This is a genomic window from Microbacterium sp. NPDC077663 (genome assembly GCF_044542795.1).
Lineage (GTDB): Bacteria > Actinomycetota > Actinomycetes > Actinomycetales > Microbacteriaceae > Microbacterium.
Genome location: NZ_JBITVE010000001.1, coordinates 172,334 through 194,950 on the forward strand (window position 1 = coordinate 172,334; position 22,617 = coordinate 194,950).

General features: G+C 69.6%; 20 protein-coding genes. 13 read left to right on the forward strand and 7 right to left on the reverse strand.

Annotated features, from left to right (window positions below):
- Positions 1 to 38 precede the first annotated feature (38 nt).
- Together ACIGEP_RS00800 and ACIGEP_RS00805 are read right to left on the reverse strand one after the other, a co-directional pair.
- Complete coding sequence (locus tag ACIGEP_RS00800) at positions 39 to 1,820, reverse strand: acetyl/propionyl/methylcrotonyl-CoA carboxylase subunit alpha (protein WP_396659733.1); 1,782 nt, start codon at positions 1,818 to 1,820, stop codon at positions 39 to 41.
- Positions 1,821 to 1,901: 81 nt separating this feature from the next.
- The gene (locus tag ACIGEP_RS00805; RefSeq protein ID WP_396659734.1) at positions 1,902 to 2,558 is read right to left on the reverse strand and encodes a Maf family protein; all 657 of its coding nucleotides are present in this window, start codon (positions 2,556 to 2,558) and stop codon (positions 1,902 to 1,904) included.
- A 71-nt stretch (positions 2,559 to 2,629) separates the two neighbouring features.
- On the opposite strand from ACIGEP_RS00805, the gene ACIGEP_RS00810 reads away from it, so the two are divergent.
- Genes ACIGEP_RS00810 through ACIGEP_RS00825 form a run of 4 tightly spaced genes read left to right on the forward strand, consistent with a single transcriptional unit; the run spans position 2,630 to position 6,869 of the window.
- Positions 2,630 to 3,910 carry a class I SAM-dependent RNA methyltransferase gene (locus ACIGEP_RS00810; protein ID WP_396659735.1) on the forward strand — a complete coding sequence of 427 codons (1,281 nt, stop codon included), beginning with the start codon at positions 2,630 to 2,632 and terminating at the stop codon, positions 3,908 to 3,910.
- 16 nt (positions 3,911 to 3,926) lie between these two features.
- Positions 3,927 to 4,583, forward strand: coding sequence for a response regulator (locus tag ACIGEP_RS00815; RefSeq protein ID WP_396659736.1), 657 nt, complete (start codon positions 3,927 to 3,929; stop codon positions 4,581 to 4,583).
- On the forward strand, positions 4,573 to 5,787 hold the full coding sequence (locus ACIGEP_RS00820) for a sensor histidine kinase (RefSeq protein ID WP_396659737.1): 1,215 nt from the start codon (positions 4,573 to 4,575) through the stop codon (positions 5,785 to 5,787). The genes ACIGEP_RS00815 and ACIGEP_RS00820 overlap by 11 nt, the downstream gene beginning before the upstream one ends.
- The gene (locus tag ACIGEP_RS00825; protein WP_396659738.1) at positions 5,784 to 6,869 is read left to right on the forward strand and encodes a hypothetical protein; all 1,086 of its coding nucleotides are present in this window, start codon (positions 5,784 to 5,786) and stop codon (positions 6,867 to 6,869) included. The genes ACIGEP_RS00820 and ACIGEP_RS00825 overlap by 4 nt, the downstream gene beginning before the upstream one ends.
- Before the next feature lie 208 nt (positions 6,870 to 7,077).
- Here the strand turns inward: ACIGEP_RS00825 and ACIGEP_RS00830 are convergent, their stop codons facing one another.
- Together ACIGEP_RS00830 and ACIGEP_RS00835 are read right to left on the reverse strand one after the other, a co-directional pair.
- Entirely contained in the window at positions 7,078 to 7,308 is a 231-nt protein-coding gene (locus ACIGEP_RS00830; protein ID WP_396659739.1) for an acyl-CoA carboxylase subunit epsilon, read from the reverse strand.
- The gene (locus ACIGEP_RS00835) at positions 7,305 to 8,894 is read right to left on the reverse strand and encodes an acyl-CoA carboxylase subunit beta (protein ID WP_396659740.1); all 1,590 of its coding nucleotides are present in this window, start codon (positions 8,892 to 8,894) and stop codon (positions 7,305 to 7,307) included. The genes ACIGEP_RS00830 and ACIGEP_RS00835 overlap by 4 nt, the downstream gene beginning before the upstream one ends.
- Positions 8,895 to 9,032: 138 nt before the next feature.
- On the opposite strand from ACIGEP_RS00835, the gene ACIGEP_RS00840 reads away from it, so the two are divergent.
- From ACIGEP_RS00840 to ACIGEP_RS00880, 9 genes are all read left to right on the forward strand, one after another.
- Positions 9,033 to 9,815 (forward strand): biotin--[acetyl-CoA-carboxylase] ligase, encoded by a 783-nt coding sequence (locus ACIGEP_RS00840; RefSeq protein WP_396659741.1) that lies wholly within the window; start codon positions 9,033 to 9,035, stop codon positions 9,813 to 9,815.
- A gap of 52 nt (positions 9,816 to 9,867) precedes the next feature.
- Positions 9,868 to 10,422 carry a PH domain-containing protein gene (locus tag ACIGEP_RS00845; protein WP_396659743.1) on the forward strand — a complete coding sequence of 185 codons (555 nt, stop codon included), beginning with the start codon at positions 9,868 to 9,870 and terminating at the stop codon, positions 10,420 to 10,422.
- Between the two features lie 55 nt (positions 10,423 to 10,477).
- Positions 10,478 to 11,605: a 5-(carboxyamino)imidazole ribonucleotide synthase gene (locus tag ACIGEP_RS00850; RefSeq protein ID WP_396659744.1), complete on the forward strand. Its 1,128-nt coding sequence runs from the start codon at positions 10,478 to 10,480 to the stop codon at positions 11,603 to 11,605.
- Between the two features lie 97 nt (positions 11,606 to 11,702).
- The gene (purE, locus tag ACIGEP_RS00855; RefSeq protein ID WP_396660984.1) at positions 11,703 to 12,170 is read left to right on the forward strand and encodes a 5-(carboxyamino)imidazole ribonucleotide mutase; all 468 of its coding nucleotides are present in this window, start codon (positions 11,703 to 11,705) and stop codon (positions 12,168 to 12,170) included.
- Between the two features lie 25 nt (positions 12,171 to 12,195).
- Complete coding sequence (locus tag ACIGEP_RS00860) at positions 12,196 to 13,644, forward strand: LCP family protein (protein ID WP_396659745.1); 1,449 nt, start codon at positions 12,196 to 12,198, stop codon at positions 13,642 to 13,644.
- Positions 13,645 to 13,663: 19 nt separating this feature from the next.
- Positions 13,664 to 14,773 carry a glycosyltransferase gene (locus ACIGEP_RS00865; RefSeq protein WP_396659746.1) on the forward strand — a complete coding sequence of 370 codons (1,110 nt, stop codon included), beginning with the start codon at positions 13,664 to 13,666 and terminating at the stop codon, positions 14,771 to 14,773.
- Positions 14,774 to 14,864: 91 nt separating this feature from the next.
- Positions 14,865 to 17,564: an SH3 domain-containing protein gene (locus ACIGEP_RS00870; protein ID WP_396659747.1), complete on the forward strand. Its 2,700-nt coding sequence runs from the start codon at positions 14,865 to 14,867 to the stop codon at positions 17,562 to 17,564.
- A gap of 89 nt (positions 17,565 to 17,653) precedes the next feature.
- On the forward strand, positions 17,654 to 18,544 hold the full coding sequence (locus ACIGEP_RS00875; RefSeq protein WP_396659748.1) for an ABC transporter permease: 891 nt from the start codon (positions 17,654 to 17,656) through the stop codon (positions 18,542 to 18,544).
- Positions 18,544 to 19,293, forward strand: coding sequence for an ABC transporter ATP-binding protein (locus ACIGEP_RS00880; protein ID WP_396659749.1), 750 nt, complete (start codon positions 18,544 to 18,546; stop codon positions 19,291 to 19,293). The genes ACIGEP_RS00875 and ACIGEP_RS00880 overlap by 1 nt, the downstream gene beginning before the upstream one ends.
- Positions 19,294 to 19,317: 24 nt before the next feature.
- Here ACIGEP_RS00880 and ACIGEP_RS00885 read toward each other — a convergent pair whose 3' ends face one another.
- The 3 genes from ACIGEP_RS00885 to rfbA are packed head-to-tail and all read right to left on the reverse strand — an operon-like array spanning position 19,318 to position 22,588.
- Complete coding sequence (locus ACIGEP_RS00885) at positions 19,318 to 20,721, reverse strand: sugar nucleotide-binding protein (RefSeq protein ID WP_396659750.1); 1,404 nt, start codon at positions 20,719 to 20,721, stop codon at positions 19,318 to 19,320.
- Positions 20,718 to 21,716 carry a dTDP-glucose 4,6-dehydratase gene (gene rfbB / locus ACIGEP_RS00890; protein WP_396659751.1) on the reverse strand — a complete coding sequence of 333 codons (999 nt, stop codon included), beginning with the start codon at positions 21,714 to 21,716 and terminating at the stop codon, positions 20,718 to 20,720. The genes ACIGEP_RS00885 and rfbB overlap by 4 nt, the downstream gene beginning before the upstream one ends.
- A gap of 2 nt (positions 21,717 to 21,718) precedes the next feature.
- Complete coding sequence (gene rfbA, locus ACIGEP_RS00895) at positions 21,719 to 22,588, reverse strand: glucose-1-phosphate thymidylyltransferase RfbA (RefSeq protein WP_396659752.1); 870 nt, start codon at positions 22,586 to 22,588, stop codon at positions 21,719 to 21,721.
- Positions 22,589 to 22,617 lie beyond the last annotated feature (29 nt).

The window sequence follows — 22,617 nt, forward strand, 5'->3', positions numbered from 1 at the left end:
GCACACCCTAGGGGCGACGGCTCCCGCCGTACAGGGCGTCAGGAGATGGTGAGCAGCTGGTGTCCCGCCGACACGGTCGTGCCCGGCTGCGCGTTGATCGCACCGACGACGCCGTCCTTGTGCGCCTGGATGGGCTGCTCCATCTTCATCGCTTCGAGGACGACGACCAGGTCGCCCTTGACGACCTGCTGTCCCTCCTCTACCGCGATCTTGACGACCGTGGCCTGCATCGGCGAGGCGACGGCGTCGCCGCTCGCGCCCGAAACGGCGCTCGCGGCGTGCGATCGGCGGGACGGGGGGACGACCGCGGGTCGACCCACCGCGGCGGGGGTGTGGGCGAGTCGGTCGGGAAGGCTCACCTCGAGCCTCTTGCCGCCGACCTCGACGACGACGGTGTGCCGTCCCTCGGGCTCGGCGGCGGGTCCCGCCTCGCCGTCCCAGGCGGGGATGTCGTTGTGGAACTCGGTCTCGATCCAGCGGGTGAACACGCCGAACGCGCCGTCCTCGGCCGTGAACGCGGGGTCGCGGACGACCTTGCGGTGGAAGGGCAGCACCGTCGGCATCCCGGCGACCTCGAACTCGTCGAGGGCGCGACGGGACCGCTCGAGGGCCTCCTCGCGGGTGCGACCGGTGACGATCAGCTTGCCCAGGAGCGAGTCGAACGCACCCGACACGCTGTCGCCCGCCGTGACACCCGAGTCCAGGCGCACGCCGGGCCCGCCGAAGGTCTTGAAGACGTGGATGTCGCCGGGAGCGGGGAGGAACCCCCGGCCCGGGTCCTCGCCGTTGATGCGGAACTCGAACGAGTGGCCGACCGGCTCCGGATCGTCGTAGTCCAGCGTGCCGCCCTCGGCGATGCGGAACTGCTCGCGGACGAGGTCGATGCCGGTGACCTCTTCGGAGACCGGGTGCTCGACCTGCAGGCGGGTGTTCACCTCGAGGAACGAGATGGTCCCGTCGGCGCCGATGAGGAACTCGCACGTGCCCGCGCCGACGTAGCCGACCTCCGTGAGGATGGCCTTCGACGCGGAGTACAGGATCTCGTTCTGCTCCGCGGTGAGGAAGGGGGCAGGCGCCTCTTCGACGAGCTTCTGGTGGCGGCGCTGCAGCGAGCAGTCGCGGGTCGACACCACGACGACGTTGCCCGCGGCATCCGCGAGGCACTGCGTCTCGACGTGACGCGGCTTGTCGAGGTACTTCTCGACGAAGCACTCGCCGCGACCGAAGGCCGCGATCGCTTCACGCGTCGCGGACTCGAAGAGCTCCTCGACCTCGTCGAACTCGCGCGCGACCTTCAGACCGCGCCCACCGCCGCCGTAGGCGGCCTTGATGGCGATGGGCAGACCGAACTCGCGCGCGAAAGCGATGACCTCGTCCGCTCCCTCGACCGGGCCCGGGGTGCCCGGAGCCAGCGGCGCGCCGACCTTCTCGGCCACGTGGCGCGCGGTGACCTTGTCGCCGAGCGCCTCGATGGCCTCGGGGGAGGGGCCGATCCAGATGAGACCGGCACCGATCACGGCGCGCGCGAAATCAGCGTTCTCAGCGAGGAAGCCGTAGCCCGGGTGCACGGCGTCCGCACCGGAGCGGCGCGCCACGGAGAGGATCTTCTCGATGGAGAGATAGGTCTCGGCGCTCGTCGAGCCGCCGAGGCCGTAGGCCTCATCGGCCAGGCGCGCGTGCATCGCATCGCGGTCCTGATCGGCGTAGACGGCCACCGAGGACTTCCCCGAGTCGCGCGCGGCGCGGATGATGCGCACCGCGATCTCGCCACGGTTGGCGATGAGCACTTTCGAGATTCCGGGGGTCACGCTCTCAGGCATGGCTTCGAGCCTACCCAGGAGTGAGACGGCTCCTTTGGATCACTCGCACAAGATCATCGAGGTTTCGTGTCGCGGAGTCCACTAAGCGGACGCGCTGTCCGCCCGGTTCCACAGCGAGGTCCATTCGACACCGAGCTCCCGGACCAGCCGCCGGACCGTCGACAGCGACATCCCCACCACCGTCGACGGGTCCCCGTCGACCCGCTCGATGAACGCACCGCCGAGGCTGTCCACGGTGAACGCGCCGGCGACGAGCAGGGGCTCACCGGTCGCCACATAGGCGTCGATCTCGGCATCCGTCACATCGGCGGCGAAGGACACGGATGCCGCGGCCACCGCGTGTGCCTCGACCGGTTCCGCTCCTGGGCGGAGGAGGAACACACTGTGACCGGAGTGGAGGACGCCGGTGCGGCCCCGCATCGACCGCCACCGGGCCCGTGCCGCCTCGGGGGCGTACGGCTTGCCCAGGATCTCGCCGTCGAGCTCGAACATGGAGTCGCCGCCCACGACGATCCCCTCGAAGCCCTCGGCGGCGACCGTCGCCGCGACATCCGCGGCCTTGCGCCGCGCGAGGAGGAGGACGTGCTCCTCGGGCGGCAGGGTGCGAGTCTCCTGCGCCTCGACCGCGGCGATCACCGCTTGTTCATCGACCTGCGGCGACCGGGTCGTGGGTTCGATGCCGGCCTGGCGCATCAGCATGAGCCGGGCGGGTGAGGTGGAGGCGAGGCACACACGCATACCGTCCACGCTAGCTGCGCGAGCCGGGTTCGTTGACGGCTCGGTGCGACCCGGTGTGACAGCATCGAAGGATGCAACCCGGAGACCTCCTCGACCTCGAGATCACGGCCGTCGCACACGGCGGTGTCTTCGTCGCCCGGCACGAGAACCGGGTGGTCTTCGTCTCCGATGCGATCCCCGGCGAGCGGGTGCGCGTCGCGCTCACAGACACGCGCAAGGCGTCGTTCTGGCGGGGGGACACCGTCGACGTGTTGGATGCCTCGCCGCACCGCCGCCCCCACGTCTGGGCGCCCGCCGACGTCAGCACTCCGCCCGAGTCCCGTCCCGGGGGTGCGGACTTCGGGCACATCGCCCTCGCCCACCAACGGGAACTCAAGGCGGAGGTCCTCCGCGACGCACTCGCCCGTTTCGCCGGCTCCACTGCTCCCGTCACCATCGAGCCCCCGCTCCCGCAACCGGGCCCCGACCGCATCGTCGAAGAGTCCGAAGACGGCACCCGCTGGCGGACGCGCGTGAGCCTGCACGTCGACGAGGAAGGGCGGGTGGGTCCCTTCGCCGCTCGCAGCCACCGCGTGATCCCGGTCGACGATCTGCCGTTGGCGACCGCCGGCATCGCCCGTGCGGCGAGCCGCCGCCGCGGCGGTTCCGCCGGGCGCCTCGACCTCGTCCAGCCGGCCGACGGACGGGTCCGGGTCATCCCGCGCGCCGAGCCGGGACGGTCGCGCCGGCCGGCTCCCGTCGATCCCGCCGCTCGCGAGGTCGTCGTCGAGACGGTCGGCGACCGCGAGTTCCGCGTCGATGCGGGGGGCTTCTGGCAGGTCCATCGCCTGGCCGCAGGCACCCTCCACGATGCCGTCGCGGATGCCGTCGCCGACGGCGTCGACCCCGACGGCTGGCACCTCGACCTGTACGGCGGGGTCGGCCTGCTCGCCGCATCCGTCGCGGGTGTCGGTGGCCCCGCCACCCGGATCACCTCGGTCGAGTCCGACCCCCGGGCGACCGAGCACGCGGGCGAGAACCTGGCCGCGTGGATCGGTGCCCGAGCCGAGACCGGTCGGGTGGACCGTTGGCTCGCGAACCTCGCCGAGACGGCGACGCCCGCTCAGCGTGCCCGTCTCGCGCGCGGCACCGTGGTCCTCGATCCGCCTCGGGCGGGAGCCGGCCGCGACGTCGTCGAGCGCCTCGTCGGACTGTCGCCGGCACGGATCGTCTACGTCGCCTGCGACCCCGTCGCCCTCGCCCGCGACCTCGGTACCTTCGCCGCACACGGGTACACGACCCCCTCGGTCCGCGCCTTCGATCTGTTCCCGCACTCGCACCACGTCGAGGCGATCGCCGTGGTGACTCGGTGACGGCTATGGTGAGCGCATGATCCGCGTCGCCCTGATCGACGACCATGAATCCGTGCGGCTCGGCCTCGAGGCCGCGTGCAGTCGTACGGACCACATGCGTGTCGTCTTCTCGGGTGAGAGCGTGGCCGCCTACCTGGACTGGCGCACGCTCACGCAGGAGCACCCCGCCGATGTCGTCGTCCTCGACCTCATGCTCGGCGACGGGGCGACCGTGACCGAGAACGTCAGCCGTCTGGTCCACGACGGTTCGCCCGTGATCATCCACAGCGTCGCCGACCGGCCCGCAGCCGTACGCGAGGCTCTCGTCGCCGGTGCGGCAGGGGTCGTGAGCAAGGCCTCGCGCATCGACGATGTCATCGGGGCGATCGACACGGTCGCTCACGGGCATGCGCTGGACAACGTGGAGTGGGCGTCCGCCGTGGACGGCGACCGGGCCTTCGCCGACGCGCAACTCTCCTCGCGGGAGCGCGACGTGCTGCGGCTGTACGCCGCGGGACTGCCGCTGAAGACGGTCGCCGAGCGCCTCGGTGTCGCCTACTCGACGGCGAAGGAGAACATCACGCGCGTGCGCGTCAAGTACGTCGAGGTCGGCCGCCCCGCTCCCACGAAAGTGGACCTGCTGCGCCGTGCGATGGAGGACGGTCTCGTGGCGGAGGAACCCGGTGGCAGCTGAGGTCGCGACGGCCGGGACCCTCACCATCCCACCCGATTCGACCTTCTTCTCCCGCGAACGGGTCGAGCGCATCCTCGCGCTCGTCGTGTCCGTGGGCTGCGCGATCCTCGGCTTCCAGTCCCTGTTCCACGCCGTCGGTTCCACGCAGGAGACACCGACGTGGAATCTGGTGCTCACCGTCGTCACCTTCGGCCCGCTGATCCTGATGATCGCCGCAGGCGTCTTCGGACGCTTCTACCGCGGCCCGGCAGCCGTCTTCGCCGGGGTGTTCCCCCTCGTGCTCGTGGTCTGGCCGATCGCGACGGCCGGGCGTGAGGCATCCGCGGTCGGCGAGCCGTGGATCTGGTACCTCCTCAACGTCGCGACGGTGGCGACCGCCCTCGTCTTCCCGCTCTGGCTGCAGTACGTGTGGTGCGCCCTGATCCCCGTGCTCTACGGGGTCGTGCGGCTCATCCAGATCGGTGCCGACGGTCAGAGCCTCATCCTGGTCTCCCGTCAGGTCGTGTACGCGATCATCCTGGCGGTCGTCATGATCATGATCGGGTGGATGCTGCGCCTCCTCGCGGAGCGGCTCGATCGCACCAGAGAAGAAGCGGTGCGCTCGTATGCCGCCGCTGCGGCCGCCGACGCCGTCGAACAGGAACGCATCTCGGTCGCCGCCCTCATGCACGACAGCGTCCTGGCGGCGCTCATCGCCGCGGAGCGGGCATCCACCCCGCGGGAGCGCGATCTCGCCGTGGCGATGGCCCGCGATGCGCTCACCCGGCTGGCCAACGCCGATCGGGAAGCCGAGGAGGGGCCGGACGAGCCGGTCGACCCCACGTTCATCGTCGACGGATTGCGCCACGCGGCCGGTGAGCACGACCTCGACCTCGACCTGCGCGTGAGTGTCGATCCGCGCTCGCACCCGCTGCCGGGTCGCGTCGCCCGAGCCCTCGTCCTCGCCGCCGATCAGGCGATCGTCAACTCCGTCGAGCACGCCGACGCCGCAGGCCTCCACGTCGAGGTGAGCGCCGACGACCGGAGGGTCGTCGTCCGGGTCGTCGACACGGGCAAGGGCTTCGACGTCCACGCCGTTCCCGAGGACCGCCTGGGGATCAGCGGTTCGATCGTGGCGCGCACCGCCGCGGTGGGCGGGCAGGCTCTGGTGCGCAGTTCGCGTCGGGGAACCGCTGTCGAACTGCGCTGGGAGTACCCGCGATGAACGTGCGCGTCCAGACCGGACTGTCCATCGTCGCAGTCGTGTTCACCTCCTACCTGGCCGTCGGAGGCCTCGTCTGGACGGCACCGGTCGCCCAGCCCGCCCTGTTCATCGCCGGTCTGTCGCTCTACCTCGTGACGACCTGGCTCTGCGTGTTCTGGGGCGTGACGCCTCGATCACCGGGCGCGACACCGCCCCCGGTGGCAACCGAACCCGACGGGCTGCCGCGAGGACCGTCGCTCCCGCTGTGGCTGTGCCTGCTGGTGCTCTTCACCACTGTCGCCGTGCCCTTCGCGACATGGGTGGCTGTGGACGAGGACCAGCGACTGGCGACCTTCGCGACCTGGAGCCTCGGCGGAATCGGTGCGCTCCTGACCATCGCGGCCGTCCGTCGTCGTCCCCTCGTGGCCTGGATCGGCGTGGTCCTGCTCGGGATCTCGTCGTCGTTCTGGATCGGCATCCTCGATTCCCTCGCCCTCGGGCTCGTCGGTGCCGCCGTTTGGGTCGTCGCCGCGCAGCTGCTCACGCGGCTCGTCGATCGCGCAGCGGTCGACACGGCCGAGCTCACCGGCATCCAGCGTCGCTCCTTCGAGTGGCTCGCGAGCCAAGAGGGCCGTCGCCGGGAACGTCGCGTGCGGGTCCAGCAAGCGCTGGCGGTCGCGGGCCCCATCCTCATCCGCACCATCGAATCGGACGGCGATCTCGAGTCCGAGGAGCGTGAGCGCGCGCGCGTCGCAGAAGGCTCTCTCCGCGACGAGCTGCGCGGACCGCGCCTGCTCGATGAGGCGGTGCGCGCGCGGTTGCAGGAGGCGCGACTGCGGGGCAGCACCGTCACAGTGCTCGATGAGGGTGGATTGGATGCCGCCGGCCCCGCCGCGCTCGACCGGATCCGGGCGGACCTCGCCGACGCCCTGAACGGCGCGTCGTCGGAACGGATCTACATCCGCACCTCGCCGCACCCTCGGGTCGCAGTCACCGTCGTGGGACGCTCTCGCAGGCGTGACGACCCGGACGGCGAAGAGGTCGTCGACCTGTGGCACGAGATCGCCCACCCGCGGCCCGCGGTCGAACGTCCCACGGCCTGACGCGAGCCGCCCCGGACGAAGAAGAGGCGAGGAGCGGCGAAGCCGCCCGCCCCTCGCCATGCGAGTGGTTACCCGAAAACCGACCCGCACAATGTCGATCCGCGCTCTGAGGGATACGGATCGACAGAACGCAGAAGCGTTCCAGCGGTATTAGTCTCTCTGATCGCGAAAAGAGTGTCTGTAGGTACTTTGGGGGACACTCGAGGTGTCAGCCCGCCCAATGACCCCAGGGCACATCGCGACGCAGGTCGTTCCCGACTCCTCGGGCCGAGATCCGCCACGCCGAGACGAGGGGGTCCTCCGCGACGGCGGTGCTCGCCTCCTGCGCGAGCGACTCGCTGACGACGGCGATGACCGCGGCGAGCTCCTCCGGAGTCGCCGAGCCGCGCCGCAGGCGGAGGTGCGGCGCGTCCGAGCGTGCGTCGTCCGCCTCGGTCACAGCGGGATGTTCCCGTGCTTCTTGGCCGGCTGGCTCGCACGCTTGCCGCGCAGGGCGCGGAGCGCCTTCGCGACGGCGACGCGGGTCTGCGCCGGTTCGATGATCCCGTCGAGCTCGCCGCGTTCGGCGGCGAGGAACGGGGAGGCCACGTTGTAGGTGTACTCGTTGGCGAGGCGGGTGCGGACGGCCGCGACGTCCTCGCCGGCCTCCTCGGCCCGCTTGATCTCGCCGCGGTACAGGATGTTGACCGCTCCCTGGCCGCCCATCACCGCGATCTCGGCGGTCGGCCACGCGAGGTTGATGTCGGCGCCGAGCTGCTTGGAACCCATGACGATGTACGCGCCCCCGTACGCCTTGCGGAGGATCACGGTCACCAGTGGCACGGTCGCCTCGGCGTAGGCGTAGAGCAGCTTCGCGCCGCGGCGGATGACTCCCGTCCACTCCTGGTCGGTGCCGGGGAGGTATCCGGGGACGTCGACGAGGGTGAGGATCGGGATCGAGAAGGCGTCGCAGAACCGCACGAAACGACTGGCCTTCTCGCCCGCGTCGATGTTGAGCGTCCCCGCCATCTGCGAGGGCTGGTTCGCGATGATGCCGACCGTCCGCCCCTCGATGCGACCGAAGCCGATGACGATGTTGGGGGCGAACAGCGGCTGGACCTCGAGGAAGTCGCCCTCGTCCACGATGTGCGAGATGACCTCGTGGATGTCGTACGGCTGGTTGGGGGAGTCCGGGATGACCGTGTTCAGCACGCGATCGGAGTCCGTCGTCTCGAACTCGAAGCCGGACTCGTACCCCGGGGCGTCCGACATGTTGTTGTCGGGCAGGAAGCTGATCAGGGTGCGCGCGTAGTCGATCGCGTCGTCCTCGTCCTCGGCGAGGTAGTGCGCGACACCCGAGCGCGTGTTGTGGGTGTGCGCGCCGCCGAGCTCCTCCATGCCGACGTCTTCGCCGGTGACCGTCTTGATGACGTCAGGACCGGTGACGAACATCTGGCTCGTCTTGTCCACCATGATCACGAAGTCGGTGAGGGCGGGGGAGTAGACCGCGCCGCCGGCGGCGGGGCCCATGATGAGCGAGATCTGCGGGATCACGCCCGACGCGGCCGTGTTCAGGCGGAAGATCTCGCCGTACTTCCCGAGGGCGACGACGCCCTCCTGGATGCGCGCCCCGCCGGAGTCGAGGATGCCGATGATCGGGATGCCGCTGCGCAGGGCCAGCTCCATGACCTTGATGATCTTCTCGCCGGCGACCTCACCGAGGGAGCCGCCGAAGGTCGTGAAGTCCTGCGAGTACACGGCGACCGTGCGACCGTGGATCGTCCCGGTGCCGGTGACGACGGAGTCGCCGTACGGGCGGGAGCGGTCCATGCCGAAGGCGGTCGTGCGGTGCCGGACGTACTCGTCGAGCTCGACGAACGAGCCGGGGTCGACGAGCAGCTCGATCCGCTGGCGAGCGGTGAGCTTCCCCTTCGCGCCCTGCTTGGCGCGGGCGGTCTCCTCGGCGGAGACGACGGCTTCTTCGTAGCGGGCACGGAGGTCGGCGATCTTGCCGGCGGTCGTGAAGAGGTCGGGCTGATCGGTCACGCGTTCCACCCTAGCGAGCGGGTCCTCGGCGGCGTTGGATACCGGCGACAACCGGTGGGCCGATCCGCTGTGGCATCCCTCACCATCCGCCCTGTCAAGCCGCGACCGGACCCGCGGTCGCGCGTCTAGGGTGGCGGCATGTCGATCCCCGAGAACGGATACCCCCGTGCCGCCGCGGTCAGCCCCCGCCTGCACATCGCACCGAGTGTCGACTCGACCAACAAGAAGCTCCTCACGGATGCGTTCGACGACCCCGAGGGGCACCCGCATCTGTCCGTCGTGGTGACCCGCGATCAGACCGCCGGTCGCGGCCGGCTGGACCGGACCTGGGTCACACCGCCCGATTCCGCCCTCGCCGTATCGGTGCTGCTCCGCGTCGACGCGGTCCCGGTCGCAGAGCGGGGCTGGATCCCGCTGGTGGCGGGGGCCGCCATGACCTCGGCCGTCCGGGCGCAGTTGGGCGACCGCGAGGTCGGACTCAAGTGGCCGAACGACGTCCTCGTCGGCGGGCTGAAGATCTGCGGCATCCTCGCCGAGGTCATGCCCGGCGACCCGCACACGGTCGTCGTGGGCGCGGGTGTCAACACCCGCATGACCGCCGCGCAACTGCCGGTGCCGACCGCGACCTCGTTCGCCGCGCTCGCGCTCACGGCGGACGAGGACCAGCTCCTCGGCGACTACCTCACCGGCCTCCGCGACGCGATCGCAGCGCTCGCCGTGGGCGGAACGACGGCGGATGCCGCCAAGGACGAGGTGCGTGAGCTGTGCCTCACCGTCGGCGCACAGGTCTCGGTCTCGCTTCCCGACGACTCGACCCTCATCGGGGTGGCGAGCGGTATCGACGAGGACGGTCGACTGACCGTGGAGGCCGCAGGCGTCGTCCACGCGGTTTCGGCCGGCGACGTCGTGCACGTCCGGTGAGCGATGGGCGCGTCGGCGGGACCGTGGATCGACGGCGCGCCATGATGGTGGCGTGAGCCAGTCGACCGCGTACCCGGGACGTCCGCGGACGCCCGCACCGGGCGCCGCGGCGCCCGAGCTCGTGATCGCCCGTTTCCGGCGGCACGGGCGTCGCCTCGTCTGGTCGGCGATCGTGCTGATCGCGGTGGCGGGCGCGACCGGCTATTTGAGCGGGAACCTCGTGTCGCCCTGGGAGGACTGGATGCTGTGGGTCGCCGCGGCCGCCCTGATCCTCCTGCTCGTGGTGATGCCGTACCTCCGGTGGCTGTCCCACACCTACACCGTCACCACGCGGCGCGTCATCGAGCGGGCGGGGCTCCTCCAACGCCGACGCGTCGACATCCCCCATGCCCGCGGGTACACGATCTCCGAGCGCCGCGGTCCGATCCAGCGCATCTGGGGCAGCGGCACGCTCACCCTCGCCAACGGCGTGGACGAGCCGGTGCGGCTCATCGACGTCCCCTCTGTGCGTCTCGTCCACGAGACGCTGTCCGATCAGGTCGAGGTCAGCCAGATCCTCGCCCATCGCGACTCCCACAGCGTTCCGGTCATCGCCTCGGACGACTGACGGTCGTCGGGCGTGCTCCCGGATGCGGGAGAATGTCGTGGTCGGGAGGAGACGCATGGCACTGCAGGTCGGAATCGTCGGAGGCGGTCAGCTGGCGCGGATGATGATCGCGCCCGCCGTCGAGCTGGGGCTCGGTGTCCGCGTCCTCGCGGAGGAGCCCGGGATGTCCGCGGGCCTGGCCGCGACGGCCGTGGGCGACTACCGCGACCTCGACACGGTCCTCGCCTTCGCTGCGGACGTCGACGTCATCACGTTCGATCACGAGCACGTTCCGCAGGACGTCCTCCGCGGACTCGTGGCCGCGGGCGTCGCCGTGCACCCCGGGCCCGATGCTCTCGCGTACGCGCAGGACAAGATCGACATGCGCACGAAGCTGGCGGAGCTGGGGCTGCCCCAGCCGGAGTGGGCTGCGGTGACGGATGCCGCCGCCCTCGACGCCTTCATCGCCGACAACGGTGGCCGAGCCGTCGTGAAGACACCGCGCGGCGGGTACGACGGCAAGGGGGTGCGCGTGGTCTCCTCCGCCGCCGAGGCCTCGGACTGGTTCGACGCGCTAGATGACGGTGCCGCCCTCCTCGCCGAGGAGCTCGTCGCCTTCACCCGCGAGCTCGCGCAGCAGGTGGCCCGTCGCCCCTCGGGGGAGCTCCTCGTCTATCCGGTCGTGGAGACCGTCCAGCAGGGCGGTGTGTGCGCCGAGGCCATCGCCCCCGCCCCCCACTCCGCCGGCCGCCTCGCGGTCGTCGCCGCCGAGATCGGCGAGGCGATCGCCATCGGCCTCGGCGTCACCGGGATGCTGGCGGTGGAACTCTTCCAGACCGGCGATGAGCGGCTGCTCGTCAACGAACTCGCCATGCGTCCCCACAACAGCGGCCACTGGACGCAGGACGGTGCGATCACGAGCCAGTTCGAGCAGCACCTCCGCGCGGTCCTCGACCTGCCGCTCGGCGACACGGCGATGCGCGCACCGCACGCGGTGATGGTCAACATCCTCGGAGGTCCGTCGGAGGGATCCCTCGGCGAGCGGCTGCCCGATGCGCTGGCCGCGCATCCCTCGGCCAAGGTGCACACCTACGGCAAGGACCCGCGCCCCGGTCGAAAGGTCGGGCACGTCAACGTCGCCGGGGACGACCTCGACACGGTCGTGTACGAAGCGCGCGCCGCGGCCGCGTTCTTCCTGGATTGACCCGTGCCGTTCCGGGGTTCTCCAAGCTCCCGCGCCTAGCCTTGATCGAGTGAACAGCCCCCTGCACTCGTCCGACTCTCCGCTCATCGGCGTCGTGATGGGGTCCGACTCGGACTGGCGTGTCATGTCGGACGCCTCGCAGGCGCTGAGCGACTTCGGCATCCCTCACGAGGTCGAGGTGGTCTCGGCGCATCGCACCCCGGACAAGCTGCTGCGCTACGGGCGAGAGGCACGTGGTCGTGGTCTGCGCGCGATCATCGCCGGCGCCGGCGGTGCGGCCCACCTCCCCGGCATGCTGGCGTCGGTCACGACGCTTCCCGTCATCGGGGTCCCGGTGCAGCTGTCCACGCTGGACGGACTGGACTCCCTCCTCAGCATCGTGCAGATGCCCGCCGGCATCCCCGTCGCCACGGTGTCGATCAACGGCGCGAAGAACGCGGGGCTCCTCGCGGCGCGTCTGCTCGGCGCCGCGGATGCGACGATCGCCGACCGTGTCGCGGCGTACGCCGCCGACCTCGAGGCGCAGGTCGAGGAGAAGAATCGGCGCCTGAAGGAGTCCCTGTGACCGGTCGTCGGCAGGGGGAGTGGGCATGAGCGTCCTGAGCCCGCCGCGGGCGACGCCCCAGCGTGCTCTCGTCGAAGAGCGGCCGCTACGCCATCCCGACGCGTCGGCCCCGGGGATGATGTCCCGGCGTGCGTGGTGGCTCGCGGCATCCAACTTCCTGTTCCCCGGATCCGCACAGATCCTCGCCGGCAACCGTCGCCTCGGCCGCGTGGGCATCGTCGCGTCGATCATCATGTGGGTGTTCCTCGTCGCGACGGTGCTGCTCGCACTGATGTGGCGCTCGATGCTCACGACCCTCGTCGCCTCCTGGTGGACGCTCACCCTCGCCCAGGTCCTGCTCTGGGCGTACGCGGCGCTATGGGTGGTCCTCACGGTCGACACCCTGCGACTGGCTCAGCTCCGGCGGGTGCCGGGGCGTACCCGCGCTGCGGTCTCCGTCGTCGCCCTGATCCTGGCGCTCGTGCCCGCGTCGGCCGCCGCTTACACCGCGCAGTCCGTGGTCGCGCCCTTGCGGTCGGGACTGTCGATCTTCGCGTCCGGCCCGAGCGTTCCGCCGTCGGACGGCTACTACAACTTCCTGCTGCTCGGCGCGGACAGTGGTCAGGGCCGCGACTCCATGCGCTTCGACAGCATCTCGGTCGTGTCGGTCAATGCGGATTCGGGCGCGGTGACGATCTTCGGCATCCCGCGCGACCTCCGCCACGTCCCCTTCTCGGACGGGCCGATGCGCGACCTGTACCCGGACGGGTTCCAAGGGCACACCTCGTCGACGTGCGGGTGGTCGTCGGGGATCAACCAGCTCATGAACGCCGTCGAAGTGTGTCGCGAGGATCGCGGAGCGAGCCTGTACCCGGACGCCGCGGCGCAGAACTCAACGCCGGCCGTCGAGGCGACGAAGGATGCCGCTGAGGGGATCCTCGGCATCAAGATCCCGTACCACGTCTTCATCGACATGCACGGATTCGCGGATCTCGTCGATGCCCTCGGCGGGGTGACGATCACCGTCAAGGAGCGTCTCCCCGAGGGTCCTGGTCCGCGCTATAAGGATCAGCCGGCCGAGGAGTGGGCGACGGGGTGGATCGAAGAGGGTACCCAGGTCATGGACGGCGACACCGCCCAGTGGTACGCGCGGTCCCGGTACACGACCAGCGACTGGGATCGGATGCGGCGGCAGCGGGAGCTGCAGACGGCGATCCTCGCACAGGCGACGCCCTCCACGGTGCTGACGCGTTTCAGCGAGGTCGTCGCGGCGGGCAAGAACCTCGTTCAGACCGACATCCCCGATTCATTGCTGCCCTACCTGGTGGACCTCGGTGTGAAGGCGAAGGATCAGGAGGTCCAGAACCTCGAACTGACGCCGAAGGGCGTGAACATCAACCCCGAGGACCCCACGGCCGAGGACTGGGCGAAGATCCAGTCCGAGGTCCAGCAGCTCCTGCATCCGCCCACACCGACACCGACGACCGCGCCGTGAGCGCGCACAGGGATCTCCGATGACGACCACGCTGCGGTTCGTGTTCGACCCGTCCGCCCCGGGAACCGATCCCGACCTCGTCGTCGCGTCGAGGGAGCTCGCGGCCGCCCTCGTCGAGACGGCGCCGAGTGGATGCGAGGTGCGGGCGATCATCCCCGGCGATGCGGCCGACGACACCCTCACCGCGCAGGGGGTGACCGCCGCAGACCGCCTTCCCGTCGGGTCCGCCGCCGCGGCGGCCTTGTGGCGGCGCGGACTCCGGGCCGGCGCCGGCGACGGTCTCATCCACTCCGCCACCCTCGCCGCCCCCCTCGTGCGCCATGATCGCGTGCACGATCACGATCAGACCGTCGTGACCCTGTGGGACGTCCGTCCGTGGGACCACCCCGACGAGGTCTCCCGAGCGGATGCCGCCTGGGCCCGCGCCATGCTGCGCCGGGCCGTCCGCCACGCCGACGCCGTCGTCGTCCCGACGCACGAGCTCGCGCACCGCGTCGCCGAGCTGGAACCCCTCGGGGATCGCATCCGGGTGATCGCGGGTGCGCCCGAGGGCGCTCTGCGCGTCCCCACCGACGAGGTCGGACGCCGACGCGACCTCGACGTGCCCGAGGGGTACGTCCTCCTCTCCGGCTCGGCCGCGGCATCCGCGCGTCTGCGCACCGGCTTCGAGGCCGTCGCGACGTCCGGTCGCGACACCGCGGTGGTGGTGATCGACGCGCCCGAGGGTCAGGAACCGGCGATCGCCGAGCTCGCCGCAGCGGCGGGCCTTCCCGAACGCCGCCTGCACGTGCGCGGTCATCTGGAGGCGCCCGACCGCGCCGCCGTGCTCGCCGGTGCCGTGGCGTTCCTCGCGCCGTCGGACGCGCGCACCTACCCCTGGCGGACTCTCGATGCCCTCCGTCTCGGTGTGCCGGTCGTGGCTGCGGACAGCGCGACCCACCGGGAGGTGCTGCTCGACGGAGCCGCCTACGCCGCGGGTGATGCCGGCTCGCTCGGTGAAGAGCTGGCCGCGACTCTCGCGTCGACCGCTGCGGTGGAGCGCCTCGGCGTCCTCGCCGCCGATCGCGGGCGGGCCTTCAGCTGGGTGGGGGCCGCGGAGCGGGTCTGGCAGCTTCACGCCGAGCTCTGACGCGGCTGGGAACGCTGCGCGAGCGGCGTGTCGTTCATCTCATCTCCAGACACGACTGGTAACACAGCGCGACATCAGTAACACTGTTCACATGCGCCTCACAGTCTCCGTGTCCCGTCAACCGCTGCGGAGCCTGGCGATGCTGTTGGCGACCGTCCTGTCGCTGAGTGTGCTGATGGCCGTCGTGCCGATGACCGCCGCCAGTGCGGCCGATCCGAAGCTGCCCTCGACCATCGAGGACGGCGGATTCATCATCAGCGACGCGGAGTTCTTCAACGGCGGTTCGATGACCGCCGCGCAGGCGCAGAGCTTCCTCGAGGCGCGGGTGCCTTCGTGCAAGGCGACGACCGGACCGACGTGCCTGCGCAACTTCACCGCGGACATGCCGGCGAAGGCGAAGGACGCCTACTGCGCCGCCATCCCGGCCAAGAAGAAGGTGCGCGCCTCCGAGATCATCGTCACCGTCGGAAAGGCCTGCGGCATCAGCCCCAAGGTGATCCTCGTCATGCTTCAGAAGGAGCAGGGCTTGGTCACCTCGACGAAGCCGAGCGAGTGGAGCTACCGCGCGGCGATGGGCATGAACTGCCCCGACACCGCGCCGTGCAGCGCGGCATCCGCCGGCTTCTTCAACCAGGTGCACCTCGGCGCCCGTCAGCAGCAGGTCTACGCGAAAAACCCCACGAAGTACGGTTATCGGGCCGGTCAGGTGGCCACGGTCAAGTGGCATCCCAATAGTGCGTGCGGCACGTCGAAGGTGCTCATCAAGAACCAGGCGACGGCGAACCTCTACATCTACACGCCGTACCGCCCCAACATTGCGGCCCTCGCAGCCGGCTATGCGACGGGCGACGGATGCTCGAGCTACGGCAACCGGAACTTCTACAACTACTACGTCCAGTGGTTCGCCCCGGAGGTGAACCGCTGGGGGTCGGGAGCCGCCGCCCGTGTGGACGCCTGCACCGCACCCAAGGCCGCCGACGTCGTACCGGCATCGACGGCGGCGACGGTCACGTCCGGCACGACCGCGCGCACGGCGCCGAGCACACTGTGCTCTGCGGGCTCGAGCGCGGTGGGGGCCTCGACGAAGCTCACGGTCACCGGCACGTACGGATCGTGGGTGCGGGCGACGGTCGGGTCGAAGTCTCTGTGGATCGCGAAGTCCTCGCTCTCGATCGCGAGCGGAACGCCCTCCGGCAACCCGTGCGCGGTGCCGACTGAGTCGAGCATCACGAAGGCCGGCGGCACGATCACCGTCATCTCGCAGAACCTCAACGCCCGCAAGGCGCCGTCCACCGCGTGCACCACGGGCGTGCGGTCGATCACGGCCGGTCAGAAGTACCAGCGCACGGGGATCTACGGCGTCTGGTGGCGCATTCAGGTGGCGGGCTCGACCTACTGGTCGCACAGCGATTACATGACGGTCCAGGAAGTCCCGCCGGCCAAGACGATGTACCTCGCGACGACGACGAACATGACGCCGTCCGAGTCGTCGGCGACGATCCAGGCGACGCTCCGCAAGGGGACGACCGTCACGACGCTGGCCGTGTCGGGGGACCGGACGCAGATCACGGTCGACGGGATGACGGGGTGGGTGTTCTCGTCGAAGCTGTCGACGAAGAACCCCGGCGGGATCTCCGGTCAGGACCGGCAGGTCATCGCAGCGACGCCGCTGCGGGCGACGGCATCCGCTTCCGGAAAGGTCCTGTCGACGCTCACGGCGGGCACGAAGGTCACCGTGCACGACACGTTCGGTGCATGGCGTGCGGTCACCGCAGGGTCGACGAAGGGGTGGATGCGGGACTCCGAGCTGCAGGTGATCGCGAAGACGATGTACCTCTCGGCGCCCGACAACGTCGCGCCGTCGGCGACGTCGACCACCATCCAGGCGACGTTGCGCAAGGGCACGTCGGTGAGCGCATCGACCGTGTCGGGCAACCGTACGCAGATCACCGTCGACGGGATGACGGGCTGGGTGACCACCTCGAAACTGGTCGCGAAGAACCCCGGCACGGTCGCTGGCCAGGAACGGCAGAGCATCGCGGCGACCCCGCTGCGGGCGACCGCGTCGGCATCCGGCAAGGTCCTCACGACCCTGAAGGCCGGCACGAAGGTCACCGTCCACGACACGTTCGGGATCTGGCGTGCGGTGACGGCGGGCTCGACGAAGGGGTGGATGCGGGACTCCGAGCTGAAGGCGGTCTCGGCGGCTCCGGCCACGAAGACGATGTACCTGGCGACGACGACGAACATGACGCCGTCGGTGTCGTCGGCGACGATCCAGGCGACGCTGCGCAAGGGCACGACGGTGAAGGCTCTGGCGGTCTCGGGGGATCGGACGCAGATCACGGTCGACGGGATGACGGGGTGGGTGTTCACGTCGAAGCTGGCGGCGAAGAACCCCGGTGCGATCGCGGGTCAGGATCGGCAGGTCATCGCGTCCACGCCCCTGCGGGCGACGGCATCCGCCTCGGGCAAGGTGCTGTCGACGCTGAAGGCGGGCACGAAGGTCACCGTCCACGACACGTTCGGGATCTGGCGTGCGGTGACGGCGGGCTCGACGAAGGGGTGGATGCGGGACTCCGAGCTCAAGAAGCTCGACGCCGCTCCGGCGACGAGCGTCAAGACGACCACCGCGGCGCTCAACCTCCGCGACCAGCCGTCGACCTCGGGCAAGGTCATGGTCGTCATCCCGAAGGGCACGAAGGTCACGGTGACCGCGTCGTCGGGCATCTGGCGGAAGACCACCTATCAGGGCAAGACCGGCTGGGTGAGCAGCGACTTCCTCCGCTGACGCGACACGAGCCGGGCCGGAGGTCGCTCAGCAACCGTCGGATAGGATGATCGACGGCCTGAACGGCACCCGCCTTCGCAAGGAAACCCGTGACACAGATCGATTACAGCGCCTTCGACACGCCTGGACGTGGACGCGGCATCCTCGACGTCTTCGAGTACCGCTACCTCCTCCGGCTGCTGATCGGCAAGAGCACGTCCCTGCGATACCGCAACTCGGTGCTCGGATGGTTCTGGTCGTACGTCCGGCCGACCGTCCAGTTCCTCGTGTATTTCCTCGTCGTCGGTCAGATCCTGGGCCTGCACAGGAGCGTGCCGGCGTTCCCGCTGTACCTGTTCAGCGGGCTGGTCCTCGTGAACCTCTTCAACGAGACGCTCGGCGCGGCGACGCAGTCGATCGTCAGCAACCGTGCGCTCGTTCGCAAGATCTACCTGCCGCGTGAGCTGTTCCCCCTCGCCGCGATCATCGGGGCGTTCACCCACTTCCTTCCGCAGCTCGCGGTGCTCGTCATCGTGAGCCTGCTGTTCGGCTGGCTGCCGAGCTTCGCGTCGATCGGGCTCGTCCTGCTCGGGATGCTGCTGGTCCTCCTGTTCGTCACGGGTCTCGGCCTCTTCTTCGCGGCCCTCAACGTGCGATTCCGGGATGCGAGCAACACCGTCGACATCATCCGGACGATCGCGACGTGGTCGGTGCCCGTCCTCTACACGTGGGCGATGGTCTACGAGCGCACCGAGGGATTCCGGTGGCTGTTCCACGTGTGGATCTCGAACCCGCTCGCGGTGGCCGTGGAGATGTTCCACCACGCGTTCTGGGGTGCGTTGCCCGTCGTCGACGAAGCATCCCCCGCGCCCGCCAACCTCGGCTGGCCGCCGGAGTTCGGGTGGCACGTCGTCGCGTCCGTCGGCGTCATCCTCGTCACGCTCGTCGTCGGTCAGCTCGTCTTCCGTCGCGCCGAGCGCACCTTCGCCCAGGATCTGTGATGTCGACTCGTACCGCCACCGAAGCCCAGCCCCGCATCATCGTCGAGCACGTCTCGAAGTGGTTCAACAAGCGGTCCGCCCGCTCGCTGAAGGACGCCTTCATCAGCGTCATCAAGCGCCAATCCACGCGCTCCCGTCAGTTCCAGGCGCTCGACGACATCTCGTTCCAGATCGCCGAGGGGGAGTCGGTCGCGATCATGGGCCTGAACGGCTCCGGCAAGTCGACGACGCTCAAGCTGGTGTCGGGTGTCCTCGAACCCGACGAGGGGCGCGTCTTCACCCGCGGCCGTGTTGCGGGGCTCATCGAGGTCGGCGCCGGCTTCCACCCCGACCTCACCGGGCGCGAGAACGTCTTCCTGAACGCGGCCATCCTCGGCATGACCGAGAAGGAGACGAAAGCGCGCTACGACGAGATCGTCGAATTCAGCGGCATCGGCGACTTCATCGACCAGGAGGTCAAGCACTACTCCTCCGGCATGTTCATGCGCCTGGCGTTCAGCGTCGCGATCCACGTCGAGCTCGACGTCCTGCTCGTCGACGAGGTCCTCTCCGTGGGCGACGCGCCGTTCCGCGCCAAGTGCGATGCGAAGCTGCGCGAACTCGCCGACCAGGGCGTGACGATGATGATCGTCAGCCACAGCAAGAACATCGTGAAGAGCCTCTGCTCGCGCGGCGTCGTCATCCGCAAGGGCAAGATCGTCTTCGACGGGCCCATCGACGACGCCCTCGAGGTGCTCGAGCAGGGCTGAGCCGACCGGTTCAGCCCCGCTCGGTCAGCCCAGGTAGTCGCGGAGGGCTTCGCGCCAGTCGCGCGCGGTGTACCCGGCCGCCTCGATCTTGCCGAGATCGAGCACGGACCATCGCGGGCGCGGTGCGACCGGATGATCGGCATTCGCGAAGTACGCGTCCGTCGACACGCCGGTGACCGCGTCACGGTCGTGCCCGGTGAGCTCGTACACCTCGCCGGCGATCTCCGCCCATGAGGCCGGAGCCCCGGCGCCGGTGAGGTTGTAGGTCCCGTACGGCGCGGCGGTGGCGATGAGGTGGCGGATGCCGCCGGCGAGCTCGTCAGTGAAGGTCAGACGCCCGATCTGGTCGTCGACGACCGAAGGGGAGATCCCCCGCTCCGCGAGCGAGGCCATGGTGCGGACGAAGTTCTTGCCCTCGCCGATCACCCACGACGTGCGGACGATGTAGTGACGCGGCACGGCCCCGACGATCGCGTCGGCGGCCGCTTTGGTCTGCCCGTAGACCCCGAGGGGGGCGACGGGCTCATCCTCGGCATAGGGGGCGTCGGCGCTCCCGTCGAAGACGTAGTCGCTGGAGACGTGGACGAGCGTGATGCCGTTCTCCGCGGCGATGCGCGCCAGCTGCGCGACGGCGGCGACGTTGCCCGCCCACGCGCCGACGCGATCGGTCTCGGCGGCGTCGACCGACGTGTACGCGGCGGCGTTGATGATCGTGCCGTAATCGCGCCAGCGGCGCGCCTCGGTGAGGTCGCCCGAGAGGTCGAGCTCGGCGCGGCCGGCGAACTCGACGCTCGCGTCATCCGCGTAGGCGGAGCGAAGAGCGAGCCCCAACTGCCCGTTCGCACCGACCACGAGGGTCTTCTTCGGCGGGATCGGAACGACGTCGGCCAGTCGCGGGTGCGCCAGGTCCTTCGCCGAGATCTCGACATCGGCCAGGGGGATCGGCCAGTCGATCGCGGCCGTCTCGTCGGCGAGGTTGAGGAAGGAGTATGACGCCTCGGGCGACCAGTGGTCGTTGACGAGATAGGTGTACGCCGTGTCGGGTTCGAGGGTCTGGTACGAGTTGCCCACGCCGCGGGGCACGAAGATCGCCCGCGACGGGTCGAGCTCCGCCGTGAAGACCGTGCCGAAGGTGGGGCCTTCGCGCAGGTCGACCCACGCCCCGAAGATCCGGCCCGTCGCCACGGACACCCACTTGTCCCAGGGCTCGGCGTGGATGCCGCGGGTCGTCCCGACCGCATCGTTGAACGAGATGTTGTTCTGCACCGGCCCGAAGTCGGCGAGGCCGGCGGCGGTCATCTTCTCCCGCTGCCAGTTCTCTTTGAACCAGCCGCGGCTATCGCCGTGCACGGGCAGGTCCCAGAGGACGAGTCCCGGGATGCCCGTCTCGGTCGGCGTCAGCGCCTTGCCGAACTCCGTCACGCTCACTGGCCCTTCGTGGCGTAGAAGGCTTCGACGCCGTCTTTGGTGGGTGCCCACCATGCCTCGTTGTCCTGGTACCAGTCGATGGTCGCGGCGAGGCCGGCCTCGAAGTCCTGGTAGGTGGGGGTCCAGCCGAGTTCGGTGCGGAGCTTGGTGGAGTCGATCGCATAGCGCAGGTCGTGACCGGCGCGGTCGGTGACGTGGTCGTACGCGTCGGGCGACTGGCCCATGAGCTGGAGGATGAGTTCGACGACGGTCTTGTTGTCCTTCTCGCCGTCGGCGCCGATGAGGTAGGTCTCGCCGATCTGCCCCTTGTCGAGGATGGTGAGCACGGCGGAGGAGTGGTCGTCGGCGTGGATCCAGTCGCGCACGTTCTCGCCCTTGCCGTACAGCTTGGGACGGATCCCGCGGATCACGTTGGTGATCTGACGGGGGATGAACTTCTCCACGTGCTGGTAGGGGCCGTAGTTGTTGGAGCAGTTGCTGATCGTCGCGCGCACGCCGAACGAACGCACCCAGGCGCGCACCAGCAGGTCGCTGCCGGCCTTGGTGGACGAGTACGGGGAGGACGGGTTGTAGGGCGTGTGCTCGGTGAACCGGGCCGGGTCGTCGAGCTCGAGGTCGCCGTACACCTCGTCGGTGGAGATGTGGTGCAGCCGGGTGTCGTGCCGACGGGCGGCCTCCAGCAGCGTGTACGTCCCGATGATGTTGGTGTCCAGGAACGGACGCGGGTCGTGGAGGGAGTTGTCGTTGTGGGACTCCGCCGCGTAGTGGACGACGGCATCCGCCTTCTCGAACAGCCCGTCGACGAGCTCGGCGTCGGCGATGTCGCCCACGACCAGATCCACCCGGTCCTCGGGGAGCCCTGCCAGGGACGCCTCGTTGCCCGCATAGGTCAGTTTGTCGAGCACGGTCACGGTGTGGTCGGTGTGCGCGATCACATGGTGGACGAAGTTCGACCCGATGAAACCGGCACCACCGGTGACGAGAAGGTGAGACATGGTCACAGACCTCTGTTCAGGATGTCGAGCAGGTACGTGCCGTACCCGGATTTCACGAGCTTCTGCGCCCGCTCGTGCAGCTGGTCGTCGGTGAGGAACCCCTGCCGCCAGGCGACCTCCTCGGGAACCCCGATCTTCAGGCCCGTGCGACGCTCGATCGTGCGGACGTACTCACCGGCATCCAGCATCTGATCGAAGGTCCCCGTGTCCAGCCACGCCGTCCCGCGGGGGAGCACCTGCACCTGCAGTTTCCCCGCCGCCAGATACGCCGTGTTGACGTCGGTGATCTCGTACTCCCCGCGCGGCGAGGGCTGCAGGTCCCGAGCGATCTGCACGACGTCGTTGTCGTAGAAGTACAGCCCCGGCACCGCATAGTTCGACTTCGGCTGTGCGGGCTTCTCCTCCAACGAGATCGCCTTCCCGGCGTCGTCGAACTCGACCACCCCGTACGCCTCGGGCTCGCCCACGTAGTACGCGAACACCGCACCGCCGTCGACCTCCCGGAACCTCGCCAACTGCGACCCGAGCCCCGGACCGTACAGCAGGTTGTCACCCAGCACGAGAGCGACCTTGTCGTCACCGATGTGATCCGCACCGATCGTGAACGCCTGCGCCAACCCATCCGGCGACGGCTGCTGCGCGAACGACAACCGCACCCCGAACTGCGACCCATCACCCAGCAGACGCCGGAAATGCTCCGCATCGTGCGGCGTCGTGATGATGAGGATGTCCCGGATCCCCGCCAGCATCAACGTCGACAACGGGTAGTAGATCATCGGCTTGTCGTACACCGGGATCAACTGCTTCGACACGCCCAACGTGATCGGATGCAGACGCGTCCCCGAACCGCCCGCGAGAATGATGCCCTTCATGGCACCCATCGTTCCACAGGAGCGTCAGC